This is a genomic window from Flavobacterium chilense, from assembly GCF_001602525.1.
Taxonomy (GTDB): Bacteria; Bacteroidota; Bacteroidia; order Flavobacteriales; family Flavobacteriaceae; genus Flavobacterium; species Flavobacterium chilense.
On record NZ_LSYT01000006.1, the window covers coordinates 442,697 to 456,672 of the forward strand.

Below are 13,976 nucleotides of genomic sequence, written 5' to 3' on the forward strand. Positions count from 1 at the left end.
ATGTAACGTTTTTAGTTAAATCCTCTTTGACGCTTGGCTTCAAAAATTAAGATTGCCGCAGCAACAGAAACATTCATGCTGTCGATTTCGCCCTGCATCGGAATTATGATATTCTGAGTTGCAGCATCACGCCAGTCCTGTGTTAAACCTGTTGCTTCTGTACCTACAACAAGGGCTGTTGGAGTGGTAAAATCCTGTGTATGATAAGAAGTGGAATTTTGTAATGTAGCGCAGTAAAAATCAATCTTTTTTTCTTTTAAAAAAGCAATGATTTCTGCTGTTGTCCCTGTAGCAATTTGATTGGTAAACAAACAGCCCACACTAGAGCGTACTATGTTTGGATTGTATAAATCGCTTTTGGGATTTGCAATTAAAAAAGCGTCAACATTTGCAGCATCGGCAGTACGTAAAAGTGCTCCGATGTTTCCCGGTTTTTCCGGAGCTTCTGCGACAATAATTAACGGATTATCAGATAATTTTAAATCTGATAATGACATCGATTTGGTTTTGGCTACAGCCAAAATACCTTCGGTGGTATCGCGATAAGCTAGTTTCTGGTAAACTTCTTTGTTGATTTCAATTAACTGAACCGATGAATTTACCAATTTATGAATTTCGTTTTCAGTAACTAATTCCGGTAAAAATAAAACAGTTTCTATTTGATAACCGCCTTTTATGGCAAGTGAAATTTCGCGTAATCCTTCAATTAAAAATGTTCCGGTTTGTTTTCTTGCTTTTGCTTTTTCCTGTAGTAAAACAAGCGATTTTATAAACGGATTTTGTATTGAAGTAATTTGTTTCATTTTTCTTTGAAGGTACTGAGTTTCTAAGGTGCTAAGATACTGAGTTTTTTTGAAAAGGGGCAAAGATTCAAAGTGACAAATGTTTATAGCAAAAAAGATTGTCACGAATTTCACGAATTTTTTATCGCATTGACCTAGGACTAATTCGTGAAATTCGTGGCAAAAAACTATTTCTTAACTACTTCTGAGATTTCTTCTGCAACAGGATGATTTGTTGTAAAGGTATAACCCATAATTTTGGCTATGGTTTGGGCGATTTGTTTTTGATACAATTGCGAATCTGTTTTAATTTCGCCTTTTGCTGTAATTTCAGGTCCCATGGCAGCAAACCAAATTTGTGATGCTCCGGGAACATCTGCACCATGATCTGTCCATTGTGCTTTTGTTTTGTCACCGCGACCGTGGTCAACTGTAATAATAAGTGTCGTTTTATTTTTGTATTGCGGATCGTTTTGTACAAAGTCCCAGATTTCCTTAATCCATTTGTCTACCTGATTGGCAGCGTCAAGATACGATCTGTAATGTCCGGAATGTGCCCACTCATCTGTTTCTCCGTAAGCGACATAAAGTACTTTTGGTTTTTTGGTTTTTAATTCATCCAAAGCCTGATAATGTGTAAAGACATCCAGACATTCATCTTCATGAAAAGGCTTAAATGAATTATTTCGCATTTCGTTTAGTAATTTTTGAGTAGCGGTTGGTTTATTTCCTCCCACATTATCAAAGGCCGAAATTACCGGAAATCCACTTCTTTCCTCGTTTAAAATTCGATCAAAAGCATCCCAGGCTCCAAAAGCGGCCACTTTTCCTTTAAGTTTGGATTGTTGGTTTAAAAACTCCAAAACATTTACATTTGGATTTGCTTTATAACTATTAGAATTGACGGCAACATCAACATTTCCGGTCATAATTTCGCTATATCCGGGATAACTGAACCAATATGGATTTGCTACATCAACCTTGTTTCCAAGGTCGCGATTGCCATAGATTTGTCCTTTTGTAACAATTTCAGACCATAAAAAAGGCATGATTTTTTTACGGGATTCCTTGAAATCTGAACTGGAGTATTTTTTATAAATGTAAGTACTGTCGCCCTGATTGAATTTTTTGTCATTGGCAATTGCAGGATCCATTCCTTTAAAGATTTCCTGCCATCTAAAACCATCTGTGGTTACAATGATGATGTTTTCTGTCTTTTGTGCCTGAGACAAAAAGCTTATCAAAAAGAGTACAATTAAGAATAGTTTTTTCATTTTTTAGTTTTTTAAAATTAGAAACTTTAAAGGTATTTATAAAAATAACTGTAATTAAGTATTCAGTTTTAAGAAATAAATATTTTTTATTCTTCTTTCGCTTACTTAAAAGCGATATTCTGTAATTATTTTTTATTGATTTTTAAATATTTAATGGCTTCCTCTAATGCTTTGTCTGTATTTTTTAAGAAATCATCTAAAGTTGGGACAACTTCTATATCAGGTTTTATTCCGTAGCCCACAAATTCCCTTCCGTCCGGATAAGTATCTTTTTTGGTGCAGACTCTGGCATATCCGCCTCCGGGCAAATCAAATAAATAAGGCTGTCCTGTACTTCCATATGACTTTTCGCCTATTTTGATCATGTGTTTTTGATTATCGGCAAAAATTAAGAAATCTTCTGCAGCCGAAGCTGTATTATGACCGAGTAAAATTACTGTTGGAACTACAATTCTTTTAGCATTTAATTGAATTTTAGTCGGATTGTATTCAAAATCAAAATACAATTGGTCATGGTAAGATAAATATGCTTTTTTATTCCACGGAATGTTTATAGTATCCTTAGCATCAATAAATTTGCCCCATGCTTTATAAGCCGGGAGATGATCTCTAGTTCTTTGTCTTGATCCATAAAGAATTGTGTCGTTTGTAAGATATTGCAATATCTCGGTTCCAACATTTGTACTGCCACCTCCGTTACTGCGTAAATCAATTATTAGCGATTTTGCTTTGTATAATTCCGGAAGTTTTGTAACAAACAAACTATCAATTTTTTCATCACTAAATGAGTTTAATGAAAGATAAGCTGTCTCTTTATTTATCCATTTAAAATCTAAAAGCTGTTTTTTAATTTCGGGAGGGAAAACTTCTTTTTCTTCTGTTTTTTTATGCGTTAATGTCAGTTCAATAATCTTTTTATTGGGCTTTTTTATTTTAATTATAAAAGTTTCGCCTTCAAGACCTTTTAATAAATTTGAAGTGCTCCAGTCTTGCAACACATAATCGGTTGATGAGGAGATGTAAGGAGAAACGTTATCATCAATAAACTTTTGAGTTGGTTTTCCATTAACTTCAATGATTTCACTTCCAATCGGAATTTCGTCTTTTTTGCTAAGATTTGTTCGGACAATTACGGCTTTGCCTTCAATGTTTTTGGTGAAAAGTTTGTAGTCACCAAACATCACAGTCATTGGTTCGATACTTTTTGGAAAATAAACATTTGTATGACCGTCTTTTAATAAAGCACAAAATTTTTGAAGTTCCCGATAATATTCATAATCGTTATTTGTGTTCTGAACTGTAGTAATAAGTTCCTTGTATCGATTATCCCACATTGTTCTGTCGACTTTGTCAAGATAAATAAAATTGTAATTTACTTCCTGCCAGAATTTTGAAAGTCCGTAGACTTTATCGCTTGGGGTTAAAGTATTTGGAATTTGTCCAAAAAAAGTTACTGTAAAAAATAATAATGCGGCAATAAAGGTTTGTTTCATTTTTTTTGATTGATGATTAATGATTGATGATGATGGATGAAATAAAAGGTTTACAAAATTCCTCTTGCTTTGATCTCTAAATATTTATTGATGGCATCCAAAGTCAGATTTTCAGGTTGTGTTAAAACTGAATGAATTCCGTATTTTTTGAGTTCATTTGCGATTAAACGTTTTTCGAACATGAATTTTTCGGCAATGACTTTATCGTAAATTTCCTGAATGGTATCCGTTTTTTTGTTGATGATCGCGTTTAATTCTGTATTACTAAAAAATACAACGACTAATAAATGGCTTTTTGCAATTCCTTTTAAATAAGGCAACTGACGGTTTAAACCATCCATGGTCTCAAAATTAGTATATAATATAATCAAACTTCTCTGATTGATGTTTTTCTTGATATCGACATATAAACGACTGTAATCGCTTTCGAAAAAATCTGTTTTGATGTTGTATAATGTTTCAAGGATTTTTTGCATTTGTGAGGATCTTTTCTCTGCAAAAACACGGTTTTCAACCTTTTTAGAGAAAGAAAAAATTCCCGCTTTGTCTTGTTTTTTTAGAATTACATTGGATAAAACCAAAGTAGAATTGATTGCATAATCCAGTAAACTCAATCCTTCAAAGGGCATTTGCATGACACGGCCTTTATCAATTGCCATGTAAACAGATTGTGATTTTTCGTCCTGAAATTGATTGACCATCAATGCATTTCTCTTAGCAGTAGCTTTCCAGTTTAAAGTTCTGAGATCATCACCCTGAACATATTCTTTAATTTGCTCAAACTCCATGGTATGACCAATTCGGCGTATTTTTTTAATTCCGTATTGATATAAATTATTCGAAAAAGCCAATAAATCGTATTTTCTTAATTGAATGTACGACGGATAAGTTGGAACCATTTGATCTTTTGCAAAAACGAATCTTCTGGAAATTAGCTTTAAAGGCGAAGAAACATAAATATTCAGAGCACCAAAAAAGTATTCACCGCGTTCTGTTGGTCGTAAATCATAGCCAATTTCTTTTTGCTCAGATGCTTTAATAGTTTTTATAATCTTGAAATCACGCACCTGAAACTGAAACGGAATTTCGTCAATGATTTTCACCGAAATTTTAAAAGTATACTGGTTTTTTATGCTTATGGTTACTGGATTTAAATCTCCGTTTGAAAGCTTTTCGGGCGTATGTCGTTCAGCTTCAATTCCGGTTTTAGTGAGGTATAAAAGTAAAATATCAAGACCCAGAAAAGTGATTAATATTAAAACCAGAAACCAGACAGCGTTATATAAATTCGGAAAAATAAAAGCGCAAACAAATAATCCTATAATGCCCAGAAGCATATAGAAAAAGAAGTTATTGAGGTACAGACTTTTTATAAATTTCACGTTTTTATAATTTCAGATTTAAATTTATTTTCAGTTTTAAAATTGGGTATAGGATTTAAAATCAAAACCTTCTAAATAGGCTATTTTCCAGATTCCATTTTCCTTGACAGCTTTTACTTTGTATTTAAAATTGTCTTTTAAAGACCAGCTCCAGTTAAAAATTGCTTCGTTTTTGTCAATTTTAAGATTATTAATGGTCAATGTTTTCCAATAATCATCTGGATAATCCTGACAGTTGCACCAGGGATTTGAATCGTTTCCAAATGGGGGCAGGTCTCCAACAAGCCATTCCATTTTTTTATTTTTTAGATTGGTATCAATCGCCAAGGCAATTTTGTTGTAATTGTCCAGAAATTGCTGCGAAAAAAAGTTAGAATTTTTTAACTCGCTCAATTTTTTATTATGCGCTTTTAAATTTACGCCCACATATTGAGTTCCTTTTTTATTTTCTAAAGGATCAAAATCACTGACTAAATTTTTGGTTTCAATCCATTCATAGGTTTTCCTGATTAAGGTTTCCAGCTGTTGTTTATCGCTTGCAAAGTAAATTGACTTTGCAGACGCAAAACTTGTGTTTACCGGTTTAAAACCAGCAAGTAGAATCCAGATGAAGGACAGGAAAAATAATTTATAAAATTTCATGTAACAGAAGTTAATGTTTTGGTTTTGAAAGCAGAGACTGAATACTATCTTGGAATCTCTACAGTTTCAATAATTTGTTTGATGATTTCAGGACTTGCAATACCTTCCATTTCACGTTCAGGAGCAACAATTACACGATGCTGAAGTACCGGAATTGCGGCTTCCTTAATATCTTCAGGAGTAACAAAATCACGTCCGCGAATGGCTGCAAAACCTTTGGCAGCATTCAAAATGGCAATTGAGGCACGAGGCGAAGCTCCCAGATATAAAAAGGCGTTTTCGCGGGTATTGACTACAATTCTGGCAATGTATTCGAGTAAGTTTTGCTCGACTCTGATTTGTTTTACTAAAGCCTGATATTGTTTTATCTCTTCTGCTGAAAGAATGGTTTTTATAGCTTCTAATTTTCCATGGTCCTGCAATAAATGCTCTCTTTGGATAATTAAGATTTCTTCGTCCAGTTTTGGATAATCAATAGTGATTTTGAATAAAAAACGGTCTAATTGTGCTTCAGGCAAACGATAGGTTCCTTCTTGTTCGATTGGATTCTGGGTTGCAATTACCAAAAACGGTGTTTCAAGCTGATAGGCTGATCCGTCTATTGTAATTTGACGCTCTTCCATTACTTCAAAAAGTGCGGCTTGTGTTTTGGCTGGAGCACGGTTGATCTCGTCAATTAAAATTAAATTGGAAAAAATCGGGCCTTTTTTAAACTCAAACTCTGAGCTTTTCAGATTAAAAATAGAAGTTCCTAAAATGTCTGAAGGCATTAAATCCGGTGTGAACTGAATTCGGCTAAAGCCAATATTTAAGGTTTTAGACAACAATTTGGCCGTGATAGTTTTAGCAACTCCGGGAACTCCTTCAAGCAAAACATGGCCATTTGATAAAATAGCAACCAAAAGCTGATCGACCATTTTATGTTGTCCCACAATCACGGTTTCAAGCTCTTTTTTTATGGCAGTAACGTGATCTAAAAGCGGTGTTAAATTTATTCTGGTTTGAAAATTTACATTTTCATTTGTGATTTCGGTTTCTGTTGTATTGATATCGTCCATGTTTTGGTATGTTTTCTTTTGAATAATTTTGGTTTTCCTGTCATAGATTAAAATGATTTTAATCTATGCTTATATTTTTATCTAATGCAAAATCTTTTCTATGGCATTATTAATTCGGATTAGATCTTCTTCAAGACTGCCGTGATAGCTTTTTCGATGTTCGTTAATCAAAAATACAAGTTCCTGAATGTCGGTAATCTCTTTTCCTGTTTTATGATGTAATTTTTGAATGAAATGATCATCAAGTTTTGTGGTATCGATTAAATATTCTGTTCTTACTTTTTCTAAGAAGTAAATGATTTTTTTATCAATTATATTGCTGTGATCTCCTTCCTGATAATACAGGTTTCCAATGGTTTTGGTAAAATCGACCGTCAAATTGGATAATGGTTTTAATATCGGGACAATTCGTTGTTTTCGTTTGGCATTAAAAATAATAAAAATCAGCATTCCAATTAAAAAGAAATACCATGCCCATTTTAATCCGGGCTGACTTAAAATATAACGTAATGGTGACTCAGAAATAGTTTCGTTGTTTTGTCCTTTGGTATACCAAAAAACATCTTCTTTAGGTAAGTAAGACAAGAGACTTTCGGCATACTGGTAATTATTTCCTTTTAACAAATGGAAATTGGTAAAAGCCAGAGGATCTGTATGCAGATAAAAATAACCTTGTCTGTAAGGTACTTTTATAAAGTTGACATTTTTTTTGTTTGATTTTGTATTCTGATATCCTAAAACAGTGGTGTTTGCTGTATCAATTTTTGTGAAATAATCGCCAATGGTTTGCGGTAAATTATATTTTTTGTTTTTGAATTTCTTGTTTGCCAGCCATACCAATGTGCTGCCATTGCTTACAAAATCTGAATTAAGTTCAATTTTTAAGCTGTCTAATAAATATTTAGGAAAGGTTTTCATGCTTAAAAAAGCATTGTTTCCGTGCGATACAAAATAAAAAATCTCTTTAATGGACTGATCATCAATCGTATTTTTTTCAGAGATGTTTATGAAGTTACCTTTGATAGTATAATTTTCAACCAGTGTATCTTCATTATATTTTGAATCTAAATACTCATAAGGTGTAATGGTTGAAATTCGCTCTACTTTATGATGTTTAAAGAAACCATTAATTTCTTTGTCAAAAACATATAATCCATACGGAATCTTGTCGTTGACAGAAAATGTAGGACGCCAGTCAATAGGTTTTTGCTGATCGTTATCGGCTAATAAGATTATGGCCAGAATAAAAACCAGAACAGCAATATAAATTTTAAGTGTTTTACTCATTGCTAAAGGTTTTTATGGCATTCTTAAATCTGTTTTCGGCCTTTTTGAAAGTGGTTTCATCGATCTCAAATTCGCCATACCAAATGTAGTTGTACAAATAAGATAAATAAGTAAACTCTTCTTTATGTACAGGTCTTTGAAGTTCGTATAAATAATCTGAATTTGTTTTTTCGATATCCCATTCGATATAATGATTTTGTGCCATAACTTTCAACAGCCACAAATAATAATAACGAATAGCAACTCTTTTTTCTCCGGACTGGATGCTTTCTTTTATTAGTTTTTCAAAATCAAGAAGGTGAATGTTTTTCTCGATATCAGAATAATAGATGTTTTTTTTGCCTGAGTTTTTTCCAAAAATCCATTGTCCTTCTTTGTTGATTAATGCTTTTACAATGAGGTAAATAACAAAAATGATAATGAGTACGGCTAATGTTTTTAGCAGGATTGAAACAAAATTAATAGAACTTTCTGTGCTTTCGAAACTAAACCAATCTTTAAAAATACTGCCCAGCCATTCTAAAAAACGCTGCCATAAACCTTTTTCAGGAGCTTTGTACTCGTAAACAAAATCCGGATTGGTATATTTTTTTTTGAAATTTTTAGAGAAGGCTTTTACTCCTACGGTGGCTGAATCAACTTTTATGTCTTTCTCCGTATATTTTACAGTGGACATTTTAGGTGGTTCGGCTACAGCCAAAGAATCCTGAGCATGGGTAATACCAGAAAAGAAAATAAAAGATAAAATGATAACAATTCTATTCATTATCACTTCCAATTAATTCAATTTCACGATTCGAAGTTTTATCATCAGCTCCTAAACTATAATAGATAATGCCCTGGTTTACCATTAATGCATTATTAAAAATATAGCTCAATGCAAATATTAAAACAAAAATCAATGAAATAAAAGCGAGTAATACAGGAGAACCTTCAAATGGTTTTGTTGCAAAATCTGAAGTACTTACTGCGGATACAAAAAATATAAATATTCCGGCAAAATAAAAAACCATGGTTATGGATGCCTGTATCATTTGCATCATCATCATAACGATAAAAGTGGTAGCAATTGTATTCCAGAAATTTTGTCTTAACAATACATAAGCATGATTTATAGATTCGAAAAAGCCTTTATCTTCTGTTAAATAAGTATAAAAACTAAGGTTCATCCAGGTGAAAAAAGCTGGAATAGAAATTAGAATTAAGGGAATTCCAACAATAATAAAGCAAAGTAAAAACATTATGATAATCGCAATAAATAAAACCGGAACAACAATAAAGATCATCCCGATACAGAACTTTATGATCTTCCAGAGATTTTGTTTAAAACTGGTCATAATGTCTTCCAGCGTAAAATCGTTGGTGTTGTTTCTCTCTATCAGTTTTAAATATAAAATTGGATAGGCAGAATTAAATAAGGATAAAACCAATGCAACAAGTACAAAAATAACGATGCAGCCAATAACGATTGGATACTGGTTATCAAAATAAGACAAAACCTGATTTGGATCTGCAGTATTATTTTGGGATAGAAACTGGAAATTAACTCTTAAAAACCAATATACAAGAGCACCTGTAATAAGTAAGAAAGCTCCGTTTATGACAAAAAAAATCTTGAAAAAGTGTTTTCCAAAGGATTTGAAAAAGCCAAAAGTGTCTGATATATAGTCACCTAATTCTCGTTTTTTGTAAAGTTCGAACATTATAATGAAGTTGTTTTTTTGTGAACAATAAAAGGATAAACTAAATAATAAAATGAAATTATTCCTAAAGTAAATAAAATAATAAAACTGCTTAACCAATTAGGCATATCAATCGAATATCGTGTGATAAAGCCTTCAAGAAATCCTGCACTAATAGTAAAAGGAAATGTACTCAGAAAAATTTTAAAACTATTTTTAAAACCAATTTTAAAAGAATTCATTCTTGAAAATGTCTTAGGAAAAAGTATCGAAGCTCCTAAAATAAATCCGGCAGTAGTTTCAATTACAATAGCAAAAATCTCCATGGAACCGTGAATCCAGATTCCGCGAACACTTTTCCAGAAAACGCCCTGCTCATAAAAAAAGTATTGAAACGATCCCAGCATGATACAGTTTTGAAGAAAAATGTAAAAAGTACCAAGTCCGCCAAAAACGCCATAAATGTAACATCTTGCGCCTACATACAGATTGTTCATCGTAATACCAATAAAACTTCCCCAGTTACTTCCGGATCCGTAAACGGCCATTGGATTGCCTTTTTTAATATTTTCTAAGGTTTCGTTGACATAACCATCGCCCAAAATCAAGCGTACAAAACTCGAATCGTAACGCGCCGAAATTACCCCAATACCCACAGTGATAAAGAATAAAACAAAAGCATACATGAGATAACGTTTGTACTCGTACATCAGTAATGGAACTTCTGTTATAAAAAATTCTAAGAACTTATTTTTTTCGGTTCTTTTAGTTTTGTAAATCTTTTGATAAATCTGCGAAGCGAGATGATTTAAGTAAATTACTGTTTTACTTTTTGGATAATATGTTTGCGCATATGATAAGTCATTCATCATTTGAATGTACAAATTAGCTAACTCATCAGGATTTTTTTTAGCTTTACCAAAAATAGCTAGCTCAAATTCCAGCCATTTTTCTTTATTTTGTTTTATGAAGGCAACTTCTCTCATTGTAGGCTAAAGTATAAAATATGTCAGAATTATCTATTAATACAACACAAAATGTTAAAATAAATTTTATCACCGCTTCTGTAGGGGAGAGAATAGGTTCTTATTTTATTGATTTTGCTATAAAAATAGCCTATGTAATCGTGATTTGGCTTATCTTTTTTTATTGGCTGCATTTTGATAAATTATTCGCTAACATGGATGCATGGTCTTCCGGAGCAATTTTTTTGATGTTGTATTTTCCTTTTTTTATTTACACTCTTACTTTAGAAAGTATTTTTGAAGGTCAGACAATTGGCAAAAAATTACTCAAGATAAAAGTCGTTAAAATAGATGGATATCAGGCCGGTTTTGGAGATTATTTAATGCGCTGGTTTTTTAGACTGGTTGATGTTTCCATTCTTGGCGGAATTGTAGCTTTGGTAACGGTAATTTCGAGTCAGAAAGGACAGCGATTAGGAGATATGGTAGCAGGAACTGCTGTCATTACCTTAAGAAATAAAATAAATATTAGTCATACCATTCTCGAGGAAATTGGAGATTCATACGTGCCTACTTATCCCTTGGTAATTAAATTATCTGATAATGATATGCGAATCATCAAAGAAACATTTCAAAATGCACTTGCTAAAAATGATCATGAAATGATTCATAAACTGGTTGCGAAAATTGAAAGTGTTACGGGTATCAAAAATCAATCAGGAAATAATAATGATTTTTTAAGAGTAGTTTTAAAAGACTATAATTTTTATACGCAAAACATGTAAATAAAGTATCTTTATCTTTAATAAGTTAAATGTTAGCAATTTGTCTTTTTTATTTAAAAGATATACCTGAGAGTTAAGTTAAAAACGAATTACAAAAACAATTGGCATGAAGAAATTTATTACTGTATTACTACTATTGTTTATTTCTGCTTTTTCTTTCGCTCAAGGCGGAAAAAAACTGGATAAAATCATTAAAAGAGATTATCAGATTATTGAATGTACTATTGCTAAAATATCGGATAAAACGGTAGAATATTCTTTACCGGGCGAAACAGTTCAAATTTCACTTGATGTGTCCCAAATTGCTAAAATTGATTTTGCCAGCGGTCGTACACAAACTTTTGATGTTTCGATACCTAATTCTGCTCAAAACAATTCTGATCAGGAAATTACTTCTGGAGAAATGAAGCTTAATACCATTGCTGTTTTGCCGGTTTCTTATGTTAATTCTGAGAATCAGGACAGCTCTGAAGAAATGGCAAAGTTAGCTCAAAATGATCTTTATAATAAATTATTAGATAAATCTGAAAATATTTCTCCGTTAACAGTTCAGGATTTAAGAGTAACAAATAGTTTACTGCATAAGGCAGGAATTGATTATAAAAATATTGATGATACTCCAATTGAAGATCTTGAAAAAATACTGGGAGTTGATAATATTGTAGCAGTAAAAGTTTCTTATACAGTAGGTTCAGGTACAACTGCAACTACTTACAACAGCGGAAATGCAAAAGTAAGTGACAATAATAAAAAGGTTAAAACCAATGAGGTTTCGACAACCACTGCTAATACTCAAACTTATTATTACTATACTATTTATTTTGATATGTATAAAAATGGATCCAAAATATATTCTCATACACGTAAGCCTTTTTTAGCTGTAAAGGATAGTTGGTTAGATTCTGTTACTTATTTATTGAAAAGAAGCCCAATCTACGTTAAAAAATAATATTAAGATAAAGTCCGATTTTTATCTTTTAACCTTAGCATCTCTGTACCTTTGTACCTGTTAAAAATAAAAAAATGTTTCATTTATTAGATCTTATTGGTACAATGGCTTTCGCAATGTCCGGAGCCTTAACAGCCATGCATAAAAAGCTGGATCCGTTTGGAGTTTTTATTATTGCTTTTGTAACAGCAGTAGGTGGCGGAACGCTTCGTGATGTTTTGATTGGCAGAACGCCCGTAGGCTGGATGTTGGATTTGCAATATGTTTATGTGATTATTCTGGGTTTTGTATTGGCTATTCTTTTTAGAAAAAAGTTCGACAAGCTGAGAACTTCTTTATTCTTATTTGATACAATCGGGCTAGGCGTTTTTACTTTAATTGGCCTTGAAAAAGGCATTATGATTGGTTTACATCCTGTAATTTGTATTGCTTTAGGAACCATGACGGCTTGTTTTGGCGGAGTTACCCGAGACATTTTATGTACCGAAATCCCAACTATATTCAGAAGAGAAATTTATGCTACCATTTGTATTTTTGGCGGAATAGTATTTTTTGTACTTAAAAAACTCAATTTAGAAAATGATATTTTGTATTTAGTAACTTCAATTGTCATTATTACAGTTCGTCTCATGGCAGTAAAATTCAAATGGTATTTACCGGCATTTGAGCACAAAGTAAAATAAAGATGACCCAATATACTGTAAAAAGATACCACACAAAAGATCGTAAAATTTGGAATGATTTTATAAGACAGGCAAAAAATGCTACGTTTTTATTCCATCGTGATTTTATGGAATATCATGCAGATCGTTTTACAGATTTCTCGCTTTTAGTTTTCGAAGATCAAAAGCTTATAAGTGTTATACCTGCCAATAAGGTTGGAGAAATAATCTATTCGCATCAAGGGTTAACTTATGGAGGTTTAGTTTATAAAGAGCAAACAAAACAGGCAGCGGTTATAGAAATTTTTCAGGCAATATTATTTTTTTTGAAAGAAAATGATATTCAAAAATTACATTTAAAAACACTTCCTTCTATTTATCAACTAAAGCCTGCAGAAGAAATTTTGTATGCTTTATTTTTAACCGATGCAAAATTGGTACGTCGAGATTCACTTTCTGTAATCGATTTATCACAGGAAAATGTGATGTCAAAAATTAGAAAAAGAGGCTTTCAAAAAGGAGCTTCTAATCACTTAATTATAAAAGAAGAGACACATTTTGAGTCGTTTTGGAATGAAGTTTTAATCCCGAATCTGAATAAAAAACATCAGGCAAATCCGGTACACTCGGTAAAAGAGATACATTATTTAAAGACGCATTTTCCTCAAAACATTCATCAGTTTAACGTTTATTCAGAAGATAAAATTGTGGCAGGAACTACTGTTTTCGAAACGGATACAACAGCTCATTGTCAGTATATCTCAAAAAATGAAAATCAGGAAAATCTGGGAAGTTTAGATTATTTGTATCATTATCTGATCCAGGAACGATTTGCACAGAAAAGATTTTTTGATTTTGGAATCTCAAATGAAAATCAAGGGAGAAATCTTAATGAAGGATTATCGTATTGGAAAGAGAGTTTTGGGGCAAGTACCATAATTCATGATTTCTATGAATTAGAAACGGCTAATTATACCAAGTTAAATGATATTTTTGTGTAATAATTAAAAAAAGA

14 protein-coding genes are annotated in these 13,976 nt (G+C 32.2%); 4 read left to right on the top strand and 10 right to left on the bottom strand.

What is annotated here, in order from left to right:
* Positions 1-11: 11 nt before the first annotated feature.
* From A4F88_RS15885 to A4F88_RS15930, 10 genes are all read right to left on the bottom strand, one after another.
* A complete protein-coding gene (locus tag A4F88_RS15885) occupies positions 12-803 on the bottom strand; it encodes a TrmH family RNA methyltransferase (protein WP_068843615.1) in 792 nt (263 codons plus the stop codon).
* Positions 804-970: 167 nt separating this feature from the next.
* Entirely contained in the window at positions 971-2,056 is a 1,086-nt protein-coding gene (locus A4F88_RS15890; RefSeq protein WP_068843616.1) for a phosphoglyceromutase, read from the bottom strand.
* A gap of 125 nt (positions 2,057-2,181) precedes the next feature.
* A complete protein-coding gene (locus A4F88_RS15895) occupies positions 2,182-3,549 on the bottom strand; it encodes a S41 family peptidase (RefSeq protein ID WP_068843617.1) in 1,368 nt (455 codons plus the stop codon).
* Positions 3,550-3,599: 50 nt separating this feature from the next.
* A complete protein-coding gene (locus tag A4F88_RS15900) occupies positions 3,600-4,886 on the bottom strand; it encodes a DUF58 domain-containing protein (RefSeq protein WP_068843618.1) in 1,287 nt (428 codons plus the stop codon).
* Positions 4,887-4,967: 81 nt separating this feature from the next.
* Positions 4,968-5,573, bottom strand: coding sequence for a DUF3828 domain-containing protein (locus tag A4F88_RS15905; protein ID WP_068843619.1), 606 nt, complete (start codon positions 5,571-5,573; stop codon positions 4,968-4,970).
* 44 nt (positions 5,574-5,617) lie between these two features.
* Positions 5,618-6,631: an AAA family ATPase gene (locus tag A4F88_RS15910; RefSeq protein WP_068843620.1), complete on the bottom strand. Its 1,014-nt coding sequence runs from the start codon at positions 6,629-6,631 to the stop codon at positions 5,618-5,620.
* 81 nt (positions 6,632-6,712) lie between these two features.
* On the bottom strand, positions 6,713-7,918 hold the full coding sequence (locus tag A4F88_RS15915; RefSeq protein ID WP_068843621.1) for a DUF4350 domain-containing protein: 1,206 nt from the start codon (positions 7,916-7,918) through the stop codon (positions 6,713-6,715).
* On the bottom strand, positions 7,911-8,684 hold the full coding sequence (locus A4F88_RS15920) for a DUF4129 domain-containing protein (protein ID WP_068843622.1): 774 nt from the start codon (positions 8,682-8,684) through the stop codon (positions 7,911-7,913). The genes A4F88_RS15915 and A4F88_RS15920 overlap by 8 nt, the downstream gene beginning before the upstream one ends.
* The gene (locus tag A4F88_RS15925; protein WP_068843623.1) at positions 8,677-9,621 is read right to left on the bottom strand and encodes a hypothetical protein; all 945 of its coding nucleotides are present in this window, start codon (positions 9,619-9,621) and stop codon (positions 8,677-8,679) included. The genes A4F88_RS15920 and A4F88_RS15925 overlap by 8 nt, the downstream gene beginning before the upstream one ends.
* Positions 9,621-10,586 carry a stage II sporulation protein M gene (locus tag A4F88_RS15930; RefSeq protein ID WP_068843624.1) on the bottom strand — a complete coding sequence of 322 codons (966 nt, stop codon included), beginning with the start codon at positions 10,584-10,586 and terminating at the stop codon, positions 9,621-9,623. Before A4F88_RS15930 ends, A4F88_RS15925 begins: the two co-directional genes overlap by 1 nt.
* Before the next feature lie 20 nt (positions 10,587-10,606).
* Between A4F88_RS15930 and A4F88_RS15935 the strand changes: the two genes are divergently transcribed.
* The 4 genes from A4F88_RS15935 to A4F88_RS15950 all read left to right on the top strand — a co-directional run bounded on the left by A4F88_RS15935 (position 10,607) and on the right by A4F88_RS15950 (position 13,962).
* Positions 10,607-11,350, top strand: coding sequence for an RDD family protein (locus A4F88_RS15935; protein WP_068843625.1), 744 nt, complete (start codon positions 10,607-10,609; stop codon positions 11,348-11,350).
* A 106-nt stretch (positions 11,351-11,456) separates the two neighbouring features.
* Entirely contained in the window at positions 11,457-12,299 is an 843-nt protein-coding gene (locus tag A4F88_RS15940) for a hypothetical protein (RefSeq protein WP_068843626.1), read from the top strand.
* Between the two features lie 74 nt (positions 12,300-12,373).
* Positions 12,374-12,982 (top strand): trimeric intracellular cation channel family protein, encoded by a 609-nt coding sequence (locus tag A4F88_RS15945; protein WP_068843627.1) that lies wholly within the window; start codon positions 12,374-12,376, stop codon positions 12,980-12,982.
* A 2-nt stretch (positions 12,983-12,984) separates the two neighbouring features.
* On the top strand, positions 12,985-13,962 hold the full coding sequence (locus tag A4F88_RS15950; protein ID WP_068843628.1) for a GNAT family N-acetyltransferase: 978 nt from the start codon (positions 12,985-12,987) through the stop codon (positions 13,960-13,962).
* The last annotated feature ends 14 nt before the right edge of the window (positions 13,963-13,976 follow it).

Excerpts from the sequence above, each read along its gene's own strand:
- A4F88_RS15885 (WP_068843615.1), bottom strand. The coding sequence starts at position 803 with ATGAAACAAATTACTTCAATACAAAATCCGTTTATAAAATCGCTTGTT.
- A4F88_RS15890 (WP_068843616.1), bottom strand. The coding sequence starts at position 2,056 with ATGAAAAAACTATTCTTAATTGTACTCTTTTTGATAAGCTTTTTGTCT.
- A4F88_RS15895 (WP_068843617.1), bottom strand. The coding sequence starts at position 3,549 with ATGAAACAAACCTTTATTGCCGCATTATTATTTTTTACAGTAACTTTT.
- A4F88_RS15900 (WP_068843618.1), bottom strand. The coding sequence starts at position 4,886 with ATGCTTCTGGGCATTATAGGATTATTTGTTTGCGCTTTTATTTTTCCG.
- A4F88_RS15905 (WP_068843619.1), bottom strand. The coding sequence starts at position 5,573 with ATGAAATTTTATAAATTATTTTTCCTGTCCTTCATCTGGATTCTACTT.
- A4F88_RS15910 (WP_068843620.1), bottom strand. The coding sequence starts at position 6,631 with ATGGACGATATCAATACAACAGAAACCGAAATCACAAATGAAAATGTA.
- A4F88_RS15915 (WP_068843621.1), bottom strand. The coding sequence starts at position 7,918 with ATGAGTAAAACACTTAAAATTTATATTGCTGTTCTGGTTTTTATTCTG.
- A4F88_RS15920 (WP_068843622.1), bottom strand. The coding sequence starts at position 8,684 with ATGAATAGAATTGTTATCATTTTATCTTTTATTTTCTTTTCTGGTATT.
- A4F88_RS15925 (WP_068843623.1), bottom strand. The coding sequence starts at position 9,621 with ATGTTCGAACTTTACAAAAAACGAGAATTAGGTGACTATATATCAGAC.
- A4F88_RS15930 (WP_068843624.1), bottom strand. The coding sequence starts at position 10,586 with ATGAGAGAAGTTGCCTTCATAAAACAAAATAAAGAAAAATGGCTGGAA.
- A4F88_RS15935 (WP_068843625.1), top strand. The coding sequence starts at position 10,607 with ATGTCAGAATTATCTATTAATACAACACAAAATGTTAAAATAAATTTT.
- A4F88_RS15940 (WP_068843626.1), top strand. The coding sequence starts at position 11,457 with ATGAAGAAATTTATTACTGTATTACTACTATTGTTTATTTCTGCTTTT.
- A4F88_RS15945 (WP_068843627.1), top strand. The coding sequence starts at position 12,374 with ATGTTTCATTTATTAGATCTTATTGGTACAATGGCTTTCGCAATGTCC.
- A4F88_RS15950 (WP_068843628.1), top strand. The coding sequence starts at position 12,985 with ATGACCCAATATACTGTAAAAAGATACCACACAAAAGATCGTAAAATT.